Here is a 21,775-nt window from a genome sequence, read left to right on the forward strand (position 1 = left end):
CCGACACGCTAGGATAGTGATCTCAATTTGCTTCCCTTTGGGGGAGCCAAGGAGGAGACCAGGGATGACCATTCAAGCAAAGTTGTTGTGCGCGGTTGCGGTGTCGGGTTTTGCGGCGTTGATCGTCACGGCCCCGGCGCAGGCGCTGACCTCGCAGGAATGCAGTGCGAAGTACCAGGCGGCCAAGAAGGACGGCACGCTCGGCACCATGAAGTGGAATGACTTCCGCAAGGCCCAGTGCGGCGCGGATGCGACGGCTGCTACGCCAGCCGCCGCCCCGGCTGCGCCCGCGGCTCCCGCCGAGCCGAAGCAGGCCAAGAAGGAAGCGGCGCCGGCTGCGGCTCCCGCGCCGACGCTGCCGGCCGGCCCCGCGATCTATCCGAACGCGGTCGATCCGAAATACGCCAAGGAGACCGCCGGCAAGGCCCGCCTCCACACCTGCGTCGACCAGTACAATGCCAACAAGGCGACCAACGGCAATGGTGGCATGAAGTGGATCGAGAAGGGCGGCGGCTACTATTCGGAATGCAACAAGAAGCTCAAGGGCTCTGCTTAAGCCCTGACGTGGTCCAGTGATGCAATGGCCGGAGCAACGCTCCGGCCATTCGTTTTAGTCCAACAGCTTCTCGGCAGACTTCGCCACGAGCTGCGCGCGCTTGCGCGGGCTGCGCTCGAACAAGAGGCCTTGGCCGAAGATGAAGCAGTAGAACAGGAACGCCTGCGCATCGGCTTCCTCGGGTGCGAGCCCGGTGGCGCGATAGAGCTCGGCGACGTTCTTCAGGCGCGCCGCGTCCACGCTCGCGACCGCTGCCGCGGCATTGTCGTCCGAGCGCGCCCATTGCCGGATCGCGAGCTCGATCGCCATGCCTTCCGGGTTCATCCGTTCCGAGTAGAGTTGGATCAGCGCCTTCAGCCGGTCGCGAGCGGTTTGACCCTCGAGGCTCGTCTGCTGCGCGATCGCGGCCGTTCGTCCCTCCCGCCAGCGCTCCAGCATTGCCGCGAGCAGCGCCGCACGGTCGGCGAAACGGCGGTAGAAGCCACCCTTGGTGACGCCGAGATTCTTGGCGAGCACCTCGACCCGCACCCCCTCGACGCCTGACGCCGCGAGCTCCCTGAAGCCGGCCTCGACCCAGACATCGCCCCTGCCGTCGCTCATGAAGCCTCACCGATTCTTGATACGGTACCGTATTGCTAACGCGCCGGACGCTTGATACGCTACCGTATCAACAGTGATAAGGGCGGGAATTGCGATGCGGGAGGAGGCGACCTATCGCGGCACGGTCTATCCGTGGCAGTGCGATCACGTCGGCCACATGAACATCATGTGGTATGTCGGCAAATTCGACGAGGCGAACTGGAATCTGTTCGCGCGCCTCGGCCTGACACCAAGTTATTTGCGCACGTCCGGCCGCGGCATGGCGGCGGTGCAGCAGAACATCAGCTACAAGCGCGAGCTGCTCGCCGGTGACATTGTCGAGGTCAGAAGCGTGCTTCTCGAGGTCCGCGAAAAACTGATCCGCTTCCGGCACGACATGAGCAATGTCGAAACCAGCGAGATCGCCGCGAGCTGCGAGATCACCGCCGTCCACATGGACCGTGCCGCGCGCAAATCGGCGCCGTTTGAAGCCTTCATCAGCGAGACCGCGCTCGGGCTGCTCGCCGAACCCGCCATGGCGTAAGCGATGGCCGCGTTCGAGCCGAAGAACCCGGATTACCGCACCGCCGCGGCCACGCTGTTCGCGGCGCAGCCGGCGATGAACACGCTCGGCATTTCGCTCACAAAGCTTGCACCGGGCGAAGCGGAGCTGGCGATGAGCCATTCGCCGGCTTTCACCCAGCAGAACGGCTTTATCCATGCCGGTATCGTGACGGCGGCGCTCGACAATGCCTGCGGTGTCGCCGCCTTCACGCTGATGCCGCGCGAGGCCGACATCCTCACCGTCGAGTTCAAGACCAATCTGCTCGCACCGGCGCGCGGCAGCCGCTTCATCTTCAGGGCCGAGGTGGTCAAGCCCGGCCGCACGCTCACCTTTTGCGAGGCAAAAGCCTTCGCCGAGCGGGACGGCGCGGCGACGCTGATCGCCACCATGACGGGCACGCTGATGGCGCTGTTGCCACGGACGCCGGGCGCGGCCGCGGCATAGGCGGTCCAATCTCATCCCGCGCGCGATGACATCGCACCTTTGACCCTCTATATGAGGCGTAACAATTCGCAGGCCGGAGCCGTATCAGGCGATGATGGGACCGAAACGGGACGAGATATGACCAAATTCAGGAACGACGGCGGCCGGACGCCGACGCGACGCGGAGCCCTGACGCTGATCGGCGCGAGCGCGCTCCTTGCAGGCCTGTCCGCCCGGCCGGGGCTTGCGGCGACCAGCGACGATGACGAGGTGCTGACCGAAGCAAAAGTGCTGCGCGATCCTGATGTGCCGGTGGCCGGCAATGCCGACGGCGACATCACCATCGTCGAGTGGTCGGACTACAATTGTCCCTATTGCCGGAAGCTCGAGCCCGAGCTGCGCCAGGTCATCCAGGACGACGGCAAGGTGCGGCTGGTGATGAAGGACTGGCCGATCCTCGGTCCGGTCTCGGTGACGGCGGCGCGGATGGCGCTCGCCGCGAAATTCCAGGACAAGTACAATCAGGCGCATGACGCCATGATCGGCGTCAGCTCGCGACTGACCGAGGCGCGCATCAACGAGCTTTTGGCAGGCGCGGGCGTCGACATGGACCGCCTCAAGCGCGACCTCCCGGCGCGCGCCAAGGACATCGACGCGATCCTCAAGCGCAACAACGATCAGGCCGAGGCCTTTGGCTTCCGCGGCACGCCCTCGTTCATCGTCGGAAAATTCCGCGTCCCGGGCGTGCTCTCGATGGCGGATTTCGAGCATGCGATCGCCGACGCGCGCAAGGCGAAGGCGACCAAGAGCAACTGAGCTCGACGAGACATGACAGAGGCGCCGTCGCTCATCACGACGGCGCCTCTTTCATTTGCGACAGCGACTTACTTCGACGAAATCCTCACCCAGTCCTTGTGCGCGCGATCACGCAGCGCATCGAAATCGGCCTTGGCGACGTCCCAGTTGACGATGGTGCGATTGCTGGTCGCGACCTGGCCATTGGCGACCGACGAGGTCTGCATGGAATCGTAGATATAGACGCCGACGCCAAGCAGCAGGGCGCCAAGGATCATTCCAAGAAACATTCTCATAGCAAGCCTCCGGTGACCGGCAACAACGCCGGCCCTCAGCGATGGTTCCCACGGCACTGCGGCGAGTATGAGGTGAACCCGTTCATCCGCCATTCAACCATTGCAGCAACTCCGCATTGATCTCGCGCGGATAGCAATGGCGCGCTGCCGATGTCGGCAAATTCAAGTCAAGGCAGCCGGCAATCGTGGCTAAAGCGGTGCACATCGGCTATAATCATGGGGATGACCAACGATGCTTCCAAGAACCTGATCGACAGCCTCGGTCGCAAATATCTGTGGTGGCGTCCGGTGGACGGCCAGGCGTTTCCCGACGATCGCATTATTGCGCAGGTCATGAACCTCGGCACATATGACGACATTCTCGCGCTCGAGACGGCATTCGGCCAGGCACGCCTCGCTGCCATCATGGTTCATGCGGGGCCAGGTTGGTTCAACGACCGCTCCTGGGAATTTTGGCGTGGGCGACTGACGTTTGCGATTGGAGCAGCGATTCCCGCCAGAGCGCCGCGAAGGGCGTTTGATGCAGCAACGTCTTGAACCGAATTTTGCCGTTTTGCCGGCGGCACAGCGCGAACTCTGGCCGTTGCTTGCCCCGTCGCCCGGATTCAACTTCGTCCTCTACGGCGGAACGGCGGTTGCGCTTCAGCTCGGCCATCGCGAATCGCTCGACTTCGACTTCTTTCGCTCCGGTCCGCTGGACAAGGATGAAATCCGTGCGCAATTCGGTTTCGTGAGCGGAGCAGCCATCCTTCAGGATGCTCCAAACACATTGGTTGTTCTTGCGCAGATGCCGTCCGGGTCGGTGAAGGTTTCTTTCTTCGGAAGCATCAGGTTTGGCCGCATCAACAACCCGCTGCAAAGTGCTGACGGGACGTTGTTAGTGGCCTCGCTTGAGGATCTCCTGGCGACGAAGTTGAAAGCAACGCTCGATCGGGCGGAGGCCAAAGACTACCGGGACATTGCCGAGATGATTTCCGCCGGGGTGTCGCTGCCGCGTGCGCTCTCCGCATTCTCCCAGATGTTCGCAGGTGAGCCGGCGCAAGTGTTGCGAGCGATCGGTTTTTTCGAGGACGGCGATCTGAGCAGTCTGAATGACGTCGATCGGAAGACCTTGCGGGATGCCAGAGATCGCGTCGGCCAGTTACCCGAGGTGCTCATCAAGAAAGGGCTCCGATAACGACGATCAGGTCCCGTTCAACCATTGCAGCAACTCCGGATTGATCTCGCGCGGATAGCAATGGCTGAGATCGTCGATCTCGCGGTAGCTGACTTTGGCGCCGGCGGCGGACAGCGCGCTCTGCGTCTGGCGTGCGACCTGCACCGGAAACATCCAGTCGAGCTTGCCGTGGGTGATGAAGACCGGCAGGCCCTGCAGCCGCGAGGCGTCTGCCATTTCAGCCATCAGCGGATGAAAGGTCGCCGAGACAGGTGCGAGATGCGTGAAGGGCGAGGCGGCATCGAGCCCGCTGACATAGCAGAAGGTGCCGCCGTCGCTCATGCCTGACATCAGCATCCTCGCGGGATCCACGTTGTAGCGGCTGCGGACGTTTTCGAGGATTCGTGTCAGATTGGGCGTATCGGTGTCGTCGCCCATCAGCGCCCAGGTCGGCCCTGTCGCGGTGGGTGCGACCAGGATCGTGCCAAAACTGCGGGCGTCGCGCAGCCAGCTCCACAGAAAGCCGCGGCCATTGCCGCTGCCGCCATGCAGCGCCATCACCAGCGGCCAGGCGCGATCGTCGCTGTAGTACTCCGGCACGTAAAGCGAAAACCCGCCGCGGCTGCCGGGCTCGTTGGCATCGTGGAAAATGCCGGCCTGCTCGCCGGCTGTCTCCGCAAGCCGTGTCAGCAATGCTTCGTCGTCGCGTGTCGCGGCATTGAGGAAGAAGCTGCTGATCGGCGGGAATTTTTGCGCGAGCGGATAGAGCGCCTCCTGCGCGCGGGGGACATGGCGCAACGCGCGGAACACCGCGACGAGGTCGCCCTGGCCGCGCTGGACCGTGCGCAGCCCGGCGAAGGCCGCGAGCGTCTCGTCGCAGGCCCGATCGATCCGGCCGCGCATCTCCGCAAAGGCCGGCGGCCATTCGCCGAGGCGCGAACGCGCCGCTTGCAGCGCGTCGTCAGGCGCTTCGATCGCCTGCATGACGGAGTCGAACGCCGGCGGATGCAAATTGCGCGCGACGAAGCCGAGCCCTTCCAGCGCGTTGAGCAAAGGCGGCAGGATGGCCACGATGTCGTCAACCACGGCCTCGCTCATGACGGCTCCTCCGCGGTTCGGCCGTGACCGGCGCTCTGGCGATTCAATGCAGTTTCGGCTGCTTCAGCAGCTTGAAGCGGTCGGTCGACGTCACTGTCACGTCGAAGGTGACACCTTCATGATGGACGGTGAGCGGCACATCGACGCCGGCGTCGCCGAGCGACCACATCCTGCGATAAAAGTCCGTCTGGCTCGTCACCTTCTCGCCGTCGACGGCCAGGATCACGTCGCCGGTCTTGAGCTCGGCGCGCGCCGCAGGGCCATTGGAGGAGATGCCGATCACCACGACGCGGTTGTCGACCTCGGTCGAGAACAGGCCGAGCCAGGGGCGCGAGGGCTTGTTGACGCGGCCATATTTACGCAGATCGTCGAGGATCGGCTTCAACAGGTCGATCGGCACGATCATGTTGACATTCTCGGCCTTGCCGTCGCGCTCGCGCTCGAGCTGCAGGGAGCCGATGCCGATCAGCTCGCCGCGCTCGTTGATCAGCCCGGTGCCGCCCCAGTTCGGATGCCCGGGGAAGGTGAAGAGCGCCTCGTCCAGCAGATATTCCCAATAGCCGGCAAACTCCTGCTTCGCCACGATCTGGCTCGCGACCGAGCGCGTGCGTCCGCCGGCGCCGCCGATCACGACGCGATCGCCGATCCGCGTCGCCGCGGACGAGCCGAGCGGGATCGGCTCGAGGTCGAGACGGCCGAGCGCCTGCACCAGGCCGAAACCGGTGACCGAATCGAAGCCGAGCGCATGCCCTTGCACGACGCGTCCGTCGCCGAGGTGCAGCCACACCGCCTCAGCCTCGGTGATGAGGTAGCCGATGGTGAGCACCAGCCCTTCATCGATCACGACGCCGTTGCCGGCGCGCTCGGTGCCGAGCGTCTCGGCGCTGAAGGCGTCCGACGGGACGATGGAATGCAGGCCGACGACGGAGGACAGCACGCGGTCGAGATCGAAGGCGTACTCGCTCGCGCGGGGCTGATGTGCCGGCGGCACTCTCCATTCGGTCATGGCGGGCATGGAGTTCTCCTGGGCCTGTTGTTCATGTGACGCGACCTGCGACGCGCGAACGATTGATAATCTAAGCCGCGAACCGCCGTCTTGAAAGACCGCCGGAACCGTTGCCCCTGCGAATTGATGAGCCATCACATGTCCTGGCGTGCAGCCCCAGCCGCATGGCTGATGCTCCAGCGGGCGCTAGGCGCGGCCAATCGAAGCTGCTAACCGTTGTTGCTTCGTTTTGACTGGGATCACGGACCGAAGCATGGACAACCGCAGTGACATCTGGCGCGGCATTGACACGATCAAGGCGCGCTTCATCGACTTGAGCGACAAGGTCTGGGGCATGCCGGAGGTGTGCTACACCGAGGCGCGCTCCGCCGCCGAGCATCTCGCCGAGCTGCGGCATCAGGGCTTTCGCATCACCGAGAACGTTGCCGGCATTCCCACCGCGCTGATGGGCGAATGGGGCGCGGGCGGGCCGGTCATTGCCTTTCTCGGCGAATATGATGCGTTGCCGGGGTTGAGCCAGGAGGCAGGCGTTGCCGAGCATCGTCCGGTCGAGACCGGCGGCCACGGCCATGGCTGCGGCCATAATTTGCTGGGTTCGGCGGCGCTGCTTGCCGCCACGGCCGTGAAGGACTGGCTCGCCGAGAACAAGGTGCCCGGCCGCGTCCGTTACTATGGCTGTCCCGCCGAAGAGGGCGGCGCGGCCAAGGCCTTCATCGTCCGCAGCGGCGGTTTTGAGGACGCCGACATCGCCATCACCTGGCATCCGCACAGTTTTTGGGAAGTGGCGGTGACGCCGTCGCTGGCCAACACGCGCGCCGACTTCATCTTCACCGGCCGCACCTCGCATGCGGCGGCCTCGCCGCATCTCGGCCGTTCCGCGCTCGACGCAGTCGAGCTGATGAATGTCGGCGTCAACTACATGCGCGAGCACATGCCGAGCGATGCGCGCGTGCATTACGCGCTGCTCGATACCGGCGGCATCGCGCCCAACGTGGTGCAGGCCCATGCGCGCGTGCGCTATTCGATCCGCGCCCGCGACCTGCCGGGCATGAACGAGCTGGTCGGCCGCGTCAGGAAGATCGCGGAGGGCGCCGCGCTGATGACCGAGACCAAGGTCGAGATGAAGATCATCTCCGCGGTCTCCAACATCATGCCCAACGCTCCCCTGGAGCACGCGCTGCACGAGGTGATGGAAGAGCTCGGCCCGCCGCATTTCGACGAGGCGGACAAGGCTTTTGCCTCCGACATCCGCGCGACCTTGAGCGACAAGGACATCGCGTCGGTCTACTACGCGATCGGCATGGAGCCGACCGAGCGGCCGCTCGCCGACTTCCTGGTGCCGCTCGATGCCAAGCGCAATCCGCTGGTCGGCTCGACCGATGTGGGTGACGTGAGCTGGGTCGTCCCGACCGTGCAGGTCCATGCACCGACGGTTGCAATCGGCACGCCGTTCCACACCTGGCAGGTGGTGGCGCAGGGCAAGAGCCCGCATGCCCACAAGGCCATGGTGCAGGCCGCCAAGGCGATGGCCGGTCTCGGCATCAAGGCGCTGACCGAGCCGGACCTGATCGCGGCCGCCAAGGCGGACCTGAAGAATCGCACGGCCCGCACGCCCTATGTCTGCCCGATGCCGGACAATGTTGCACCGCCGCTGGATATGTCCATTGCCTGAGATCGAGCGGAAGCGGTCTCGATACTTCGTCTGATCCGGCGAACAAATTTTTCGCAGTGCAGCGCGGCGGGAAGCGATTTTTCCCGCCGTATTGCTGAACCGGTAGGCGCCGGATCGCGATTTTGCCCAACAGACAGCCAGAAGACCGTTTGCATACACACAGTCGCAGTTGACGCGCAGCCCATTCGGTGTGCCATCTATTGCCAGCCAACCCGGCGGCCGGCCATCGGCCGCCTGCATCCATTCAGGGAACCAGACGGGGGACAACCATGCTGGACAAAGAACTGCGTTCGATGATCGGAAAAGTGAAGGACGGGCGGATGGATCGCCGCGCCTTCATCAAGCGTCTGGCGGCGATCGGCCTGACTGCGCCGATGGCGAACCAGCTCCTTGCCATCGGCGGCGTTGCCATGGCCCAGAGCCCCGCGCCCTATCCGCCGACCAAGCGTGGCGGCGGCGGTCCGCTGAAGCTGTTGTGGTGGCAGGGGCCGACCCTGCTCAATCCGCATTTTGCCACCGGCACCAAGGACCAGGACGGCTCGCGCCTGTTCTACGAGCCGCTTGCGAGCTGGGACGCCGATGGCAACCTCAATCCCATTCTTGCCGCCCAAATTCCGTCGGTCCAGAACGGCGGCCTCGCCGCCGACGCCAAGTCGGTGACCTGGAAGATCAAGCCCGGCGTCAAATGGCACGACGGCAAGCCGCTGACGGCCGACGACTTCGTGTTCACCTGGGCCTATGCCAGCGATCCCGCCACGGCGGCCGTGTCCGTCAGCACCTACGCCGACATGACCGTCGAAAAGATCGACGACCTTACCATCCGCATCCTGTTCAAGAATCCCACGCCGTTCTGGGCCAATGCCTTCGTCGGCGCCTATGGCTGCGTTCTCCCGAAGCATTTGTTTGCGGACTTCAAGGGCGGTAAATCCCGCGAGGCGCCGAACAATCTGGCGCCGGTTGGTACCGGCCCCTACAAGTTCGTCGAGTTCAAACCGGGCGACGTCGTCCGCGGCGAGCTCAACCCCGACTATCACATGCCGAACCGTCCGTATTTCGACACGATCGAGATGAAGGGCGGCGGCGATGCCGTCTCGGCGGCGCGCGCGGTGATCCAGACCGGCGAATATGATTTCGGCTGGAACATGCAGGTCGAAGACGACGTGCTGCTGCGCCTGGAGAAGGGCGGCAAGGGCAAGACCTCATACGCCGTGGGCGGCGATATCGAATTCATCGCGCTCAACTTCACCGACCCCAACACCGAGGTCGACGGTGAGCGGTCCTCGATGAAGACCAAGCATCCCATCCTCTCGGATCCGGCGGTGCGCAAGGCGCTTGCCATGTTGGTCGACCGCGACTCCGTCAAGAAGGCGATCTACGGTCGCGCCGGACGCACCACCGCGAACTATCTCAACGGTCCGGAGAAGTTCGCCTCGAAGAACACCACCTGGGAGTTCAACGTCGAGAAGGCCGCGAAGATGCTGGACGACGCCGGGTGGAAGGTCGGTTCCGACGGCATCCGGGAAAAGGACGGCAAGAAGTTCAAGCTGCTCTATCAAACCTCGACCAACGGTCCGCGACAGAAGACCCAGGCCATCGTCAAGCAGGCCTGTCAGAAGGCCGGCATCGACGTCGAGCTGAAGTCGGTCGTGGCCTCCGTGTTCTTTTCCTCCGACGTCGCCAACCCCGACACCTATTCCAAGTTCTATGCCGACATCGAGGAGTTCCAGATCCCGATGACCCAGCCGGATCCCGCTCTGCACATGCGGCGGTATATCTCGGCCAACGTCGCCACCAAGGAGAACAAGTGGCAGGGTCAGAACTTCCCGCGCTACGTCAACAAGGACTATGACGCGGCGATCGCGGCGGCGGAAACCGAAACCGATCCGGTCAAGCGCGCGGCGCTCTACATCAAGTGCAACGACATGCTGTGGCAGGACACGGTGTTCATTCCGGTGATGCACCGCCTCAAGGTGGAGGCCGCTTCGAACTCGCTGCGCCCGGCTATCAGCGGCTGGGCCAACGAGACCGACAACATCCAGGACTGGTACCGCGAAGCCTGAGGAACCGGGTCAAGGTCCCCTCATGAGTCAGTTCATCCTGCGTCGCCTCCTGATCGCGGTGCCGAGCCTGCTCGGCATTTCGCTCGTGCTGTTCGTCGTGCTGGCGCTCGCGCCGGGCGACCCGTTCTCGGAGCTGGCGACCAATCCGAACGTCCCGCCCGAAGTGCAGGCCGCGCTTCGGGCCAAGTTCGGCCTCGACGATCCCATCTATCTTCGCTACCTGAGCTGGCTCAACGCCATGGTGCACGGCGACTGGGGCTTCTCCTTCGTCAGCCGGATGAACGTCGACACGCTGATCCTCCAGCGCCTGCCGACCACGCTCTACGTGATCGGCTCCTCGCAGATCCTGGCGCTGTGCGTCGCGATTCCCGTCGGGGTCTATGCGGCGACGAAGCCCTATTCGGTGTTCGACCAGATCGCCAACGCACTTGCGTTCATCGGCTTCTCGCTGCCGACCTTCTTCACCGGCATCCTGTTCATCCTGATCTTCTCGGTGACGCTGGACTGGCTGCCCTTCGTCTACTCGACCGACATCAAGGCGTCGGGCTTCCGCTGGGTGCTCGAGATGATCCGGCAGGCGATCATGCCGGTGATGGTGCTCGGCCTGTTCCAGGCCGCGTCCATGACGCGCTTCGTGCGCTCGGCCATGCTCGACGTCATCAGGCTCGACTATGTCACCACGGCGCGGGCCAAGGGCCTCGGCCAGGCCAAGGTGATCGTCAAGCATGTGATGCGCAACGCCATGATTCCGGTGGTCACCCTCATCGCGCTCCAGCTGCCCGCGGTGTTCGGCGGCGCCATCGTCACCGAGCAGATCTTTCGCATCCCGGGTATCGGCTCCCTGCTGATCTCCTCGATCCTTTCCAACGACACGCCGGTGGTGATGGCCGTGGCCTTCGTCTTCTCGTGTCTGGTGGTGGCCTTCAACCTCATCGCGGACATCCTTTATGGCTGGCTTGACCCTCGCATCTCCCTCCGCTGAGCGGGGCGTCTACTCGCCCTGGCGCGAGATGTGGCGGCGCTATCGCCGCCACAAGCTCGCCGTCGTCAGTGCGTTCCTGCTGCTGGTGCTGATCCTGGCGGTGGTGGTCGGTCCCTTCGTCTGGCGCGTCAAGATCAACGACATCGACATCGTCGCCGGCATGCAGGGGCCGTCGTTCGCCCATCCCTTCGGCACCGACGATCTCGGCCAGGACATTCTGGCACGCATGATCTATGGCGGGCGCATCTCGCTCGCGGTCGGCCTCGCCGCGATGCTGGTCTCCGTGATCGTCGGCGTGCTGGTCGGCGCGCTCGCCGGCATGTCGCGCGGTGCGCTCGGTCACGGGTTGATGTGGATGACGGATTTGTTCCTGTCGCTACCGCAACTGCCGCTGCTGCTCCTGCTCATCTATCTCTTCCGCGACGGCCTGAAGTCGGCGTTCGGCCCCGAGGGCGGCATCTTCATCCTGATCGTGCTGGTCATCGGCGGCTTGCGCTGGATGCCGGTCGCCCGTCTGGTGCGCGCGCAATTCCTCTCGCTGCGCGAAAAGGAGTTCGTCGAAGCCGCGCGCGCGCTCGGCGCCAGTCCGCTGCGCCAGGTGGTGCGGCACATCCTGCCCAATGCCGTCGGCCCGGTGATCATCGCGGGCACGATCGACGTCGCGGCCGCCATCATCGCGGAATCGACGCTGTCCTTCCTCGGCCTCGGCTTCCCGCCGGACACCCCGACCTGGGGACGGCTGCTGTTCGACGCCAAGGATTTTCTCGACATCGGTCCGCACTGGGCGCTGTTCCCGGGCGGCGCGATCTTCATCGCGGTCGTCGCCATCAACTTCATCGGCGACGGCCTGCGTGACGCGCTCGACGCACGGCGGGTCATCTGATGGCCCCGCTGCTCGAGATCAGGGGCCTGAAAACCCACTTCGCCACCGACGACGGCATTCTCCAGGCCGTCGACGGCGTCGACATCTCCATCAACAAGGGCGAGACGCTCTGCGTCGTCGGCGAATCCGGCTGCGGCAAGACCGTGACGGCGATGTCGATCCTGAAGCTGATCGCGATGCCGCCCGGCCGCATTGTTGCCGGCGAGATCAAGTTCGAGGGCCGCGACCTCGTGCCGCTCACGAGCAACCAGCTCGACGACATCAGGGCCAAGGAGATCGGCTTCATCTTCCAGGAGCCGATGACCTCGCTCAATCCGGTGCTCACCGTCGGCGAGCAGATCGCCGAGAGCCTGCGTCGCCACGAAGGCCTGTCGCAAAAGGACGCGATCGCCCGCACCGTCGAGATGTTGAAGCTGGTGCAGATCCCCAACGCCGAAGGCCGCGTGCACAATTATCCGCACCAGTTCTCCGGCGGCATGCGCCAGCGCGTCATGATCGCCATGGCGCTCGCCTGCAAGCCAAAGCTCATCATCGCCGACGAGCCGACCACCGCGCTCGACGTCACCATCCAGGCGCAGATCCTCGATCTGCTCCAGGACATGAAGGATCGCTTCGGCATGGCGGTGATGCTGATCACCCACGCCATGGGCGTCGTCGCCGAGACCGCGCAGCGCGTCGTCGTGATGTATGCCGGCAAGGTGGTGGAGGAAGCGGCCGTCGACGATCTCTTCGGCGATCCCCGTCATCCCTACACGCAGGGCCTGATCCGCTCGATCCCGCGCATCGATCTCGACAGCGCGCACAAGACGCGGCTCGAGACGATCGGCGGCACGGTGCCGATCCTGATCGATCCGCCGGTCGGCTGCCGCTTCGCGCCGCGCTGCAAGTTCGCGATGGATGTCTGCACCGAGAAGGAGCCGCTGCTGCGCGAGGTCACGCCCGGCCACCGCATGGCCTGTCATCTCGGAGACGTTACGGTGACGGGAGTTGCGTCATGAGCGAACCCCTGCTGCGCGTCTCCGGCCTGAAGAAGCACTTTCCCGTGCTCGGCGGCATCCTGTCGCGCCAGGTCGGCAGCGTCTATGCCGTGGACGGCGTCTCGTTCTCCGTCAATCGCGGCGAGACACTCGGGCTGGTCGGCGAATCCGGCTGCGGAAAATCCACCACGGGCCGCTGCGTGCTGCGCCTGATCGAGCCGACCGAAGGCGAGGTGGTGTTCGACGGCCAGGACGTGCGCGGCCTCAGCGGGAACGATCTGCGCGCGCTGCGGCGCCAGATGCAGATCGTGTTCCAGGATCCGTTCGCCTCGCTCAATCCGCGCATGACGGTCGGTGCGATCCTTGGCGAGGCCTTCATCATCCACAATCTGGCGTCCTCGGCGCAGGAGCGCGACGATCGCGTCGCGAGCCTCCTCGTCAAGGTCGGGCTGAAGGCGGATCACATGCGCCGCTACCCGCATGAATTCTCCGGCGGCCAGCGCCAGCGCATCGTCATCGCCCGCGCGCTCGCGGTCGAACCGAAGCTGATCGTCTGCGACGAGCCGGTCTCGGCGCTCGACGTCTCGATCCAGGCCCAGGTCATCAATTTGCTGGAAGACCTGCAGGCCGAGCTGAACCTGACCTATCTGTTCGTCGCGCACGATCTTTCCGTCGTCGAGCACATCTCCGACCGTGTCGCGGTGATGTATCTCGGCCGCATCGTCGAGATCGCCAAGGCGAGCGACCTCTACCGCAACCCGCAGCATCCCTACACCAAGGCGCTGCTGTCGGCGGTGCCGGTGCCCGATCCCAAGCTGAAGCGCGAGCGCATCCGTTTGAAGGGCGACGTGCCGAGCCCGATGAAGCCGCCGCAGGGATGTCACTTCCACACCCGCTGCCCGATCGCCCAGCCGCAATGCTCGCAGAGCGCCCCGGTGCTCCGGGAAGGCGCCGGCGGCCACGCCGTGGCCTGCCATCTCGCGTAACCCACCCTACGGGACCCAGCTTGGCGGAAGCGCCTCACGCCTCCAGCGTGAAGCCGACGCGCAGCGTGACCTGGTAGTGGCGGACGGTGCCATTCTCGATATGGCCGCGTGTCTGGACGACCTCGAACCACTTCATCTCGCGAATGGTTTTTGCGGCGCGGCTGACCGCGTTCTGGATCGCGTCCTCGATCGATTTCTCCGACGACCCGACGAGTTCGAGGATCTTGTAGACGTGGTCCTTCTCGGACGAAGCAGGCATGGCGAACCTCCGTTGCAGGTGGGTAGCGCGGGCGGGATTATCGCTCCGCAGGGGAGGTCGAGTCCATCGCGCCGGACGCCGGGGGTGAACGGGTGTCGTGCCGCTCCGGTTCCTCGCGGCGCATTTGCGAAATGCCCGCATGCATCGCGACAGGTGGAGCGATAGCCCGTTGCCTGCTAAGCGCTCCGCATGGACGCGACCGGGCGCGACAGATCGATCGGCTTCATCTGCTTGGGCGTGACGGCTTGCGGCTGGGCGCTGAACTGGCCGCTGATGAAGCTGTTGCTGCAGCAATGGCCGCCCCTGTTTGCCCGCGGCCTCGCCGGGGTCTGCGCCGCGCTGATCCTGGCCATGCTGGCACGGAGCAGGGGTGAGTCGCTCAGCGTTCCACGCGAGGCGGTGCCGCGGCTGCTGTTTGCCACCTTCACCAACGTGTTCGCCTGGATGGGGTTTGGCACCATGGCGATGAAGTACGTCACGGTGGGGGAGGGCGCGTTGCTCGCCTACACCATGCCGATCTGGGCCATGCTGTTCGCCTGGCCGGTGCTGCAGATGCGGCCGACGGTGCGAGACATTCTGGCGCTGGTGCTCGGCGTCACCGGTGTGGCGCTGCTGCTCAGCGGCAACGGCTTTGCGTTCGGAGCGGACAAGCTGTTCGGCATCGCGCTGGCGCTGTCCTGCGCCATCCTGTTCGCGCTCGGCAACGTGCTCAATCGCAAGCAATTGCCGATGCCGCCGCTCGCTGTCGTCACCTGGCAGGTCGGGCTCGGGTGCCTGGCGATGCTGATCCTCGGCGTGCTGTTCGAGCAGCCGAACGTCACGGCGATCACGCCGCTCGGCATCGGCTGCTTCGTCTACATGACGCTGGTCCCGATGGGCGTCTGCTACGTCACCTGGTTCGAGACGCTGCGCCGCCTGCCGCCGACATCGGCCTCAACCGGCATGCTGCTCGTGCCCGTGATCGGCGTCGTCTCGGCCGCGATCATCCTCGGCGAACCCTTGGGCGTGCGCGAGATCGCGGCCATGGTGCTGACGCTCGGCGGCGTCACGCTGGCGCTACAGAAGACGTAAGATTATTCGGCGGGCTTGCCGGAGCGGCCGCGTTTGGCGGCTTGGACTAGCTATCCTGGGCTTGCGCCTCACGCGCCAGCCGTTCGGCTCTTAGCCGTTCCTTGTTGGCATAGAAGGCCTTCTGAGCGGCCTCGTGATCGCGCATCGCCTTCTCGGCGTCGGCGCGACGTTGCTCGTCACGGGCCTTGCGCTGTTCGGGGGTGAGGATGCGAGGGGAATGTGCCAAGGTTTCATTTGTCATGGCCTGATAACGCCCGAGCGGCCAAAAGGTTGCCCGCCGGTGTTCCCGGTTACCTTTCGCCGGTTCGATTTGTTTCGGGCGACGTGGAATAAATCGCAACGCGAGTTTTCATCCCTCTGCACGCGATCCGCGTCGAAGCGTCGCAGCGGGCGGAACTTCCTTGCTAAAGCCGGGCGCAAGTCTTTGTCTTCTCCCCACAAAAATGGCGTGATCCGCAATGGATCGCGCTGAAAAACGGGAGGACATCATGACCAAGACGAGCAAGGACGGCGCGTCCACGCGTCGCCGTTTCCTCAAGACTGCGGCCGCAGGCGCCGCCGCCACGGTCGCCGCGCCGACCATCGTCAGCGCGCAAGGTGCCATCAGCATGCGCTGGCAGAGCACCTGGCCGGCGAAAGACATCTTCCACGAATACGCGCTCGACTTCGCCAAGAAGGTCAACGACATGACCGGCGGCGACCTCAAGATTGAGGTGCTGCCGGCTGGCGCCGTGGTGCCGGCCTTCGGCCTGCTCGACGCCGTCTCCAAGGGCACGCTCGACGGCGGCCATGGCGTGCTCGCCTATCACTACGGCAAGCAGAACGCGCTCGCGCTCTGGGGCTCGGGCCCCGGCTATGCGATGGACGCCAACATGCTGCTGTCCTGGCACAAATACGGCGGTGGCAAGGAGCTGCTGGAAAAGCTCTACGCCTCGATCGGCGCCAACGTCGTCTCGTTCCCTTATGGGCCGATGCCCACCCAGCCGCTCGGCTGGTACAAGAAGCCGGTGACCAAGGCGGAGGATTTCCAGGGCTTGAAATTCCGCACCGTCGGCATCTCCATCGACGTGTTCACCGGCCTGGGTGCCGCGGTCAACGCGCTGCCGGGCGGTGAAATCGTCTCGGCGATGGACCGCGGCCTGCTGGACGCCGCCGAGTTCAACAATGCGAGCTCGGACCGCGTGCTCGGCTTCCCCGACGTCTCCAAGGTCTGCATGCTGCAGAGCTATCACCAGAACGCTGAGCAGCTCGAGATCATGTTCAACAAGACCAAGTTCGACGCGCTGCCGGAGAAGATGCGGTACATCATCACCAATGCGGTGGAGGCGGCGAGCCAGGACATGGCCTGGAAGGCGATCGACCGCTACTCCAAGGACTATGAGGAGCTGCAGACCAAGGACAAGGTCAAGTTCTACAAGACCCCGGACTCGATCCTCCAGAAGCAATTGGATGTGTTCGATGCCGTGGCGGAGAAGAAAGCGGCCGAGAATCCCCTGTTCAAGGAGATCCTGGAGTCGCAACTGGCCTTCGCCAAGCGCGCGACGCAGTGGGAGCAGGACACGGTGGTGAGCCGGCGCATGGCCTATAACCACTATTTCGGTCCGAACGCGAAGAAGAAGACCTGACCGGCTTTTTTGGGTTGTTGGAAGCGTCATCCGGGACGACAATCCCGGGTGACGCTTGTCTTTTCATCGTTCGATCATTTTGCGGACTGCTGATCTCATGAACGCGCAGCGTTTTCTCCATGCCATTGACGCCGTCAGCACCTGGACTGGCAAGGCCGCCGCCTGGCTGGTCGTGGGCCTGATGGGCCTCGTCTGTGCCGAGGTGTTCAAGCGCTACATCCTCAACATGCCGACGGCGTGGATCTTCGACGCCTCGAACATGCTGTACGGCACGCTGTTCATGGTCGCCGGTGCCTACACGCTGGCGCAGAACGCGCATGTCCGCGGCGACTTCCTCTACTCCTCGATGAAGCCGCGCACCCAGGCCACGCTGGATCTAGGCCTGTACATCCTGTTCTTCCTGCCCGGCATCGCGGCGCTGGTCTATGCCGGCTGGGACTATGCGATGGACTCCTGGCGCATCAATGAGCATTCCAACGTCACGGCGGAAGGGCCGCCGGTCTACCAGTTCAAGTTCATGATCCCGTTCGCCGGCGCGCTGGTGCTGCTGCAGGGCGCGGCCGAGATCGCGCGCTGCGTCATCTGCCTCAAGACCGGTGAATGGCCGAGCCGGTTGGCCGACGTCTCCGAGATCGACGTCATCGAGGAGCAGCTCGCGCACAGCGAACATGTCGACGACGAGGCGCGTAAGGCCGCGATCGCGCATGCGCAGAATATCGAGGAAGCCGCACGCCAGCGCGGCATGGGCGGAGATTTGCAGCGATGAGCGATCCGGCACTCGGACTCTTGATGCTGGGCCTCATCGTGGTCGTCATCATGATGGGCTTCCCCACCGCCTTCACCCTGATGGGTCTCGGCATGTTCTTCGGCTTCTTCGCCTATCACCGCGGCGGCGAAGCCTGGGGCGACAATCACATTTTCGACCTGATGGTCCAGCGCACCTACGGCGCCATGACCAACGACGTCCTGATCTCGATCCCGCTGTTCGTGCTGATGGGCTACGTGATGGAGCGCGGCGCGCTGGTCGACAAGATGTTCTATTCGATCCAGCTCGCGTTCCGCCGCGTGCCGGCCTCGCTCGCGGTGGCGACCTTGATCGTCTGCACCTTCTGGGGCATCGCGAGCGGCCTCGTCGGCGCCGTCGTGGTGCTGATGGGCGTCATCGCCTTCAACCCGATGCTGAAGGCCGGCTATGACGTCAAGCTCGCCTCCGGCGTGATCACGGCCGGCGGCACGCTCGGCATCCTGATCCCGCCCTCGGTGATGATCATCGTCTATGCCGCGGTCGCCGGGCAGTCGGTGGTGAAGCTTTACGCGGCCGCGATGTTTCCCGGCTTCTTCCTGGCCTTCCTCTATCTCGTCTACATCGTCGGCTGGGCGCTCTTGAACCCGAAGATCGCGCCGAAGCTGCCCGAGAGCGAAACCAAAGTCCCGGTGCGGCCGTGGATCTCCGACCTGCAGCACGCCTATTCGCGCAAGATGCTGCCGGCGTTCGTCGCGGCCGTGCTTGCGCCCGCGAAGGCCATGAAGCTGACCGTCGATGGCGCCCGCATCGGCTATGTCACGCTGCTGCAAAACCTCGGCTATGCGCTGGTGCCGCTCGTGCTGACCTTGGCGACGCTGTGGGCCACCTGGTGGTACGTCGTGATCCACCAGCAGCCGGATCTGCCGACGCCGGTGGCAGCCGCGACCCAGCAGCAGCAGGCGCCGCGCGCGGAGGAGACGCTGCAGCCGCTCGGCGCCGGCGCACAGGCCGTCGAGCCGGAAGAGAAGCTCGAAGAGCTCGGCGGCGCGGCCAGCCGTTCGGACAAGCCCGAAAGACGCGAACCGGAAGCGTTGCAGCAGATGGGCAGCGCCGAGCTGCGCGGCAAGGCCGCCGCCGCACCCGTCGATTCCGGGCCGCCGCCGGAGTTTTACACTTACTTCGCCTTCGTCGCCGCCATCCTCGCGCTCGTGCTGCTCTATTACTACTGGACCATGGAGGCTGAGCAGTTCGAGGTGCTGCGGCTGCTCGTGATGTCGGTGATGCCGCTCGGCATCCTCACCGTGGTGGTGCTTGCCGTGATCCTGTTCGGCATCACCACCGCGACGGAGTCAGCCGCCGTCGGCGCGGCCGGTGCCTTCCTGCTGGCGTTCCAGGCCCGCACGCTGGACTGGAAGCGCACCAAGGAAGCGGTGTTCCTGACCGCCAAGACCACATCGATGGTGTGCTGGCTGTTCGTTGGCTCCGCGCTGTTCTCGGCTGTCTTCGCCATCCTCGGCGGCCAGGCGCTGCTCGAGAGCTGGGTGCTGTCGCTCAACATGACGCCGGTGCAGTTCATGATCCTGTCGCAGGCGATCATCTTCATCCTGGGATGGCCGCTGGAATGGACCGAGATCATCGTGATCTTCGTGCCAATCTTCCTGCCGATGTTGAAACACTTCAACATCGATCCGGTGCTGTGGGGCGTGCTCGTTTTCGTGAACCTGCAGGCCGCGTTCCTGTCGCCGCCGGTGGCGATGTCGGCCTTCTACCTGAAGGGCGTCGCGCCCAAGCACGTCACGCTGAACCAGATCTTCTCCGGCATGATGCCCTATATGCTGATCGTGATCCTCTGCATGGTATTCATGTACATCTGGCCCGGCCTGACGCTGTGGCTGCCGAATTATCTGTACGGCGGATAGCGCCGTACCGGCGGAGCACCCGCGATGATGCGGGTGTCCAGGAATTGATCTTCGTCAAAACGGTCCGGCCGGCACTCCATTACGCTTTCCTTTTCTACCCAGGGCGGCAGAGCCCAGGATCATCGCCTGATCAGGCAGTCGATCGTTTTCCCCGGAGCGTCGAGGAGATGCCATTGTCGTCGTCCGAAAGGGACGAAGCGCAGATCACGAGCGATCGATTCCGTGCGGCGATTGATGGTATGCCATTCGGGCTCTGTGTCTTCGATCGTGAGCAACGTGTCGTCATCTTTAACGATCGATTCCGCGAGATCTACGGCTATTCGAAGGAACTCCTGAAGGCTGGGGTATCCGTTTCCTCCCTTCTTGAAGATCTCGGAAAGAGGGGGATCGCGAGAGATATCACGATAGAGGAGCTTCGCGATCTCCCCATTGGTAAGCGGCGCCACACGCTGGCGGATGTGAAAGGCCGCATCATCTCGATTGAACGTATCAAGACGGCGGATGGCGGCTGGGTTGCGACCCACGAGGACATTACCGAGCGAAAAGCGGCGGAAGACCAGCTTCGTCAGGTGCAAAAGATGGACGCCATAGGCCGGCTCACTGGCGGCCTGGCGCACGACTTCAACAACATTCTCACGGTCATCCTCGGGACCATCGAAACCCTGGCGCTTGGCGTTGCCGATCGTCCCGTCCTCGCCGCCATCACGAAGATGATCGACGATGCGGCGACGCGAGGCGCGAGCCTCACCCGGCAATTGCTGGTGTTCTCGCGACACCAGGCGCTCACCCCGCGCGATGTCGACGTCAATTCCCTGATCACCGAAACCGTCAAGCTGCTGCGGCCGACGCTGGGCGAGCAAGTCGAGATCGGGTTGCATCTGGAACCGGACACCTGGCACGCGCTGGTTGATCCCTCCCAGCTCTCCGCCGCGCTTCTCAACCTCGCGATCAATGCGCGCGATGCCATGCCGGGAGGCGGCAAGCTGGTGTTCGAGACCGGCAATGTGGTGCTCGACGAGGCCTATGCGGCGGGCAAGCCGGATGTGGAGCCCGGCTTCTACACGGTCGTGGCCATCCGGGACACGGGCACGGGAATCTCCGCCGATATCCGCGAGCGCATCTTCGAGCCGTTCTTTACAACCAAGGAAATCGGCAGGGGGACGGGCCTTGGTCTCAGCATGGTCTATGGCTTCGTCAAGCAATCGCATGGCCACATCAGGGTCGACAGCAAGGTCGGTTCCGGCACGACGATCAAGCTGTATCTACCCCGCAGCGTCGAGCAGGACGGTCGTGCGAGCACCGACGACGGGCAATCCGCGGCGCTCCCGACCGGGACGGAGACCATCCTCGTTGTCGAGGACGACGAGCTTGTTCGCAACTACGTCCTCATGCAGTTGCGCAATCTCGGATATGCGACGGTTTCGGCGCGCAACGCTGCGGCCGCGCTCGATCTGGTGGAAAGCGGGGTCGGCTTTGATCTGCTCTTCACAGACGTGATCATGCCTGGAGGAATGAACGGCCGGCAACTCGCGGACGAGATCAAGAAGAGAAGGCCCGGCATGAAAATTCTCTACACCTCGGGCTACGACGAAAATGTGATCGTTCACGACGGTCGCCTTGATCCAGGTGTCGAGCTGCTTGCAAAGCCCTATCGAAACAGCGAGCTGGCAAGGAAGATCAGGGAAGTCCTCGATTGATGGGAGCACGGCGTTCGCGATCTGCGTCGTGCTGCTCTCGATGGGATCGTCGCGCCCGATCTATCGGCGCGTGACCTCGCGGTTCATGCGGCCGCTCCTCGGATGGATGGCTCGTTTGGCGAATCTGCCGATCGACGCGTGGAACAATGCGATCTCGAGTATTCCGTACACGGCAAATATCATCAATATCTTGATTGCTTCGCTGGTCATCTCGAAATCCTCCGCAGCCGATCTAGATCGGGCGCCTTTCATCCAGTGAGATCTCGGTCAGTGCATGGCCGGAACGAGGTTGATGCACGGTCTGCGTCCTCGCGTTCCGCAGCTCTGCTTCCGGATGGGTCAGGCGGGCAGTCAGCGTCGCCGCCACAATGACGATGCTCAACAGCAGCGCCGAAGCCACGACCTTCAGGTGCGTTGCCCTGTCT

At 64.1% G+C, this 21,775-nt stretch carries 24 protein-coding genes; 18 read left to right on the plus strand and 6 right to left on the minus strand.

What is annotated here, in order from left to right:
- The first annotated feature begins 64 nt into the window (after nt 1-64).
- Nucleotides 65-556: a hypothetical protein gene (locus tag C2U70_RS21985; RefSeq protein ID WP_140980506.1), complete on the plus strand. Its 492-nt coding sequence runs from the start codon at nt 65-67 to the stop codon at nt 554-556.
- 54 nt (nt 557-610) lie between these two features.
- On the opposite strand, the gene C2U70_RS21990 is transcribed toward C2U70_RS21985, so the two are convergent.
- Entirely contained in the window at nt 611-1,156 is a 546-nt protein-coding gene (locus C2U70_RS21990) for a TetR/AcrR family transcriptional regulator (RefSeq protein WP_140980507.1), read from the minus strand.
- 94 nt (nt 1,157-1,250) lie between these two features.
- On the opposite strand from C2U70_RS21990, the gene C2U70_RS21995 reads away from it, so the two are divergent.
- The 3 genes from C2U70_RS21995 (at nt 1,251) to C2U70_RS22005 (ending at nt 2,939) form a co-directional block, all read left to right on the plus strand.
- Nucleotides 1,251-1,679: an acyl-CoA thioesterase gene (locus tag C2U70_RS21995; protein WP_140980508.1), complete on the plus strand. Its 429-nt coding sequence runs from the start codon at nt 1,251-1,253 to the stop codon at nt 1,677-1,679.
- A 3-nt stretch (nt 1,680-1,682) separates the two neighbouring features.
- Nucleotides 1,683-2,144 carry a PaaI family thioesterase gene (locus C2U70_RS22000; RefSeq protein ID WP_140980509.1) on the plus strand — a complete coding sequence of 154 codons (462 nt, stop codon included), beginning with the start codon at nt 1,683-1,685 and terminating at the stop codon, nt 2,142-2,144.
- Nucleotides 2,145-2,261: 117 nt separating this feature from the next.
- Complete coding sequence (locus C2U70_RS22005) at nt 2,262-2,939, plus strand: DsbA family protein (protein WP_210243914.1); 678 nt, start codon at nt 2,262-2,264, stop codon at nt 2,937-2,939.
- A gap of 68 nt (nt 2,940-3,007) precedes the next feature.
- On the opposite strand, the gene C2U70_RS22010 is transcribed toward C2U70_RS22005, so the two are convergent.
- The gene (locus C2U70_RS22010) at nt 3,008-3,214 is read right to left on the minus strand and encodes a hypothetical protein (RefSeq protein ID WP_140980511.1); all 207 of its coding nucleotides are present in this window, start codon (nt 3,212-3,214) and stop codon (nt 3,008-3,010) included.
- 216 nt (nt 3,215-3,430) lie between these two features.
- Between C2U70_RS22010 and C2U70_RS22015 the strand changes: the two genes are divergently transcribed.
- Nucleotides 3,431-3,751 (plus strand): hypothetical protein, encoded by a 321-nt coding sequence (locus tag C2U70_RS22015; protein WP_140980512.1) that lies wholly within the window; start codon nt 3,431-3,433, stop codon nt 3,749-3,751.
- Nucleotides 3,735-4,391, plus strand: coding sequence for a nucleotidyl transferase AbiEii/AbiGii toxin family protein (locus tag C2U70_RS22020; protein WP_140980513.1), 657 nt, complete (start codon nt 3,735-3,737; stop codon nt 4,389-4,391). Before C2U70_RS22015 ends, C2U70_RS22020 begins: the two co-directional genes overlap by 17 nt.
- 6 nt (nt 4,392-4,397) lie before the next feature.
- Here C2U70_RS22020 and C2U70_RS22025 read toward each other — a convergent pair whose 3' ends face one another.
- Nucleotides 4,398-5,468, minus strand: coding sequence for a phospholipase (locus tag C2U70_RS22025; protein ID WP_140980514.1), 1,071 nt, complete (start codon nt 5,466-5,468; stop codon nt 4,398-4,400).
- A 43-nt stretch (nt 5,469-5,511) separates the two neighbouring features.
- The gene (locus tag C2U70_RS22030) at nt 5,512-6,483 is read right to left on the minus strand and encodes a S1C family serine protease (RefSeq protein ID WP_140980515.1); all 972 of its coding nucleotides are present in this window, start codon (nt 6,481-6,483) and stop codon (nt 5,512-5,514) included.
- 244 nt (nt 6,484-6,727) lie between these two features.
- Between C2U70_RS22030 and C2U70_RS22035 the strand changes: the two genes are divergently transcribed.
- The 6 genes from C2U70_RS22035 (at nt 6,728) to C2U70_RS22060 (ending at nt 14,034) form a co-directional block, all read left to right on the plus strand.
- Nucleotides 6,728-8,146 carry a M20 family metallopeptidase gene (locus C2U70_RS22035; RefSeq protein WP_140980516.1) on the plus strand — a complete coding sequence of 473 codons (1,419 nt, stop codon included), beginning with the start codon at nt 6,728-6,730 and terminating at the stop codon, nt 8,144-8,146.
- A gap of 269 nt (nt 8,147-8,415) precedes the next feature.
- Nucleotides 8,416-10,206, plus strand: coding sequence for a peptide ABC transporter substrate-binding protein (locus tag C2U70_RS22040; protein ID WP_140980517.1), 1,791 nt, complete (start codon nt 8,416-8,418; stop codon nt 10,204-10,206).
- Between the two features lie 22 nt (nt 10,207-10,228).
- Nucleotides 10,229-11,188, plus strand: a complete 960-nt coding sequence (locus C2U70_RS22045) for an ABC transporter permease (protein ID WP_140980518.1) — start codon at nt 10,229-10,231, stop codon at nt 11,186-11,188.
- A complete protein-coding gene (locus tag C2U70_RS22050) occupies nt 11,154-12,071 on the plus strand; it encodes an ABC transporter permease (protein ID WP_140980519.1) in 918 nt (305 codons plus the stop codon). The genes C2U70_RS22045 and C2U70_RS22050 overlap by 35 nt, the downstream gene beginning before the upstream one ends.
- Nucleotides 12,071-13,069: an ABC transporter ATP-binding protein gene (locus C2U70_RS22055; protein WP_140980520.1), complete on the plus strand. Its 999-nt coding sequence runs from the start codon at nt 12,071-12,073 to the stop codon at nt 13,067-13,069. The genes C2U70_RS22050 and C2U70_RS22055 overlap by 1 nt, the downstream gene beginning before the upstream one ends.
- Nucleotides 13,066-14,034: an ABC transporter ATP-binding protein gene (locus C2U70_RS22060; RefSeq protein WP_140980521.1), complete on the plus strand. Its 969-nt coding sequence runs from the start codon at nt 13,066-13,068 to the stop codon at nt 14,032-14,034. Before C2U70_RS22055 ends, C2U70_RS22060 begins: the two co-directional genes overlap by 4 nt.
- Nucleotides 14,035-14,068: 34 nt before the next feature.
- Here the strand turns inward: C2U70_RS22060 and C2U70_RS22065 are convergent, their stop codons facing one another.
- Complete coding sequence (locus tag C2U70_RS22065; protein WP_140980522.1) at nt 14,069-14,293, minus strand: dodecin; 225 nt, start codon at nt 14,291-14,293, stop codon at nt 14,069-14,071.
- Nucleotides 14,294-14,482: 189 nt separating this feature from the next.
- On the opposite strand from C2U70_RS22065, the gene C2U70_RS22070 reads away from it, so the two are divergent.
- Entirely contained in the window at nt 14,483-15,364 is an 882-nt protein-coding gene (locus tag C2U70_RS22070; protein WP_140980523.1) for a DMT family transporter, read from the plus strand.
- 46 nt (nt 15,365-15,410) lie between these two features.
- Here C2U70_RS22070 and C2U70_RS22075 read toward each other — a convergent pair whose 3' ends face one another.
- Entirely contained in the window at nt 15,411-15,605 is a 195-nt protein-coding gene (locus tag C2U70_RS22075; protein WP_140980537.1) for a hypothetical protein, read from the minus strand.
- Nucleotides 15,606-15,852: 247 nt separating this feature from the next.
- Between C2U70_RS22075 and C2U70_RS22080 the strand changes: the two genes are divergently transcribed.
- The 5 genes from C2U70_RS22080 (at nt 15,853) to C2U70_RS22100 (ending at nt 21,609) form a co-directional block, all read left to right on the plus strand.
- A complete protein-coding gene (locus C2U70_RS22080) occupies nt 15,853-16,989 on the plus strand; it encodes a TRAP transporter substrate-binding protein (protein WP_140980524.1) in 1,137 nt (378 codons plus the stop codon).
- Nucleotides 16,990-17,086: 97 nt separating this feature from the next.
- Entirely contained in the window at nt 17,087-17,755 is a 669-nt protein-coding gene (locus C2U70_RS22085; RefSeq protein ID WP_140980525.1) for a TRAP transporter small permease subunit, read from the plus strand.
- Entirely contained in the window at nt 17,752-19,653 is a 1,902-nt protein-coding gene (locus C2U70_RS22090) for a TRAP transporter large permease (RefSeq protein WP_140980526.1), read from the plus strand. Before C2U70_RS22085 ends, C2U70_RS22090 begins: the two co-directional genes overlap by 4 nt.
- 167 nt (nt 19,654-19,820) lie before the next feature.
- On the plus strand, nt 19,821-21,350 hold the full coding sequence (locus tag C2U70_RS22095) for a PAS-domain containing protein (RefSeq protein ID WP_283810399.1): 1,530 nt from the start codon (nt 19,821-19,823) through the stop codon (nt 21,348-21,350).
- A gap of 28 nt (nt 21,351-21,378) precedes the next feature.
- Nucleotides 21,379-21,609: a hypothetical protein gene (locus tag C2U70_RS22100; RefSeq protein ID WP_140980528.1), complete on the plus strand. Its 231-nt coding sequence runs from the start codon at nt 21,379-21,381 to the stop codon at nt 21,607-21,609.
- Nucleotides 21,610-21,775: the final 166 nt, after the last annotated feature.

The organism is Bradyrhizobium guangdongense, from assembly GCF_006483445.1.
GTDB classification, from domain to species: domain Bacteria; phylum Pseudomonadota; class Alphaproteobacteria; order Rhizobiales; family Xanthobacteraceae; genus Bradyrhizobium; species Bradyrhizobium guangdongense_A.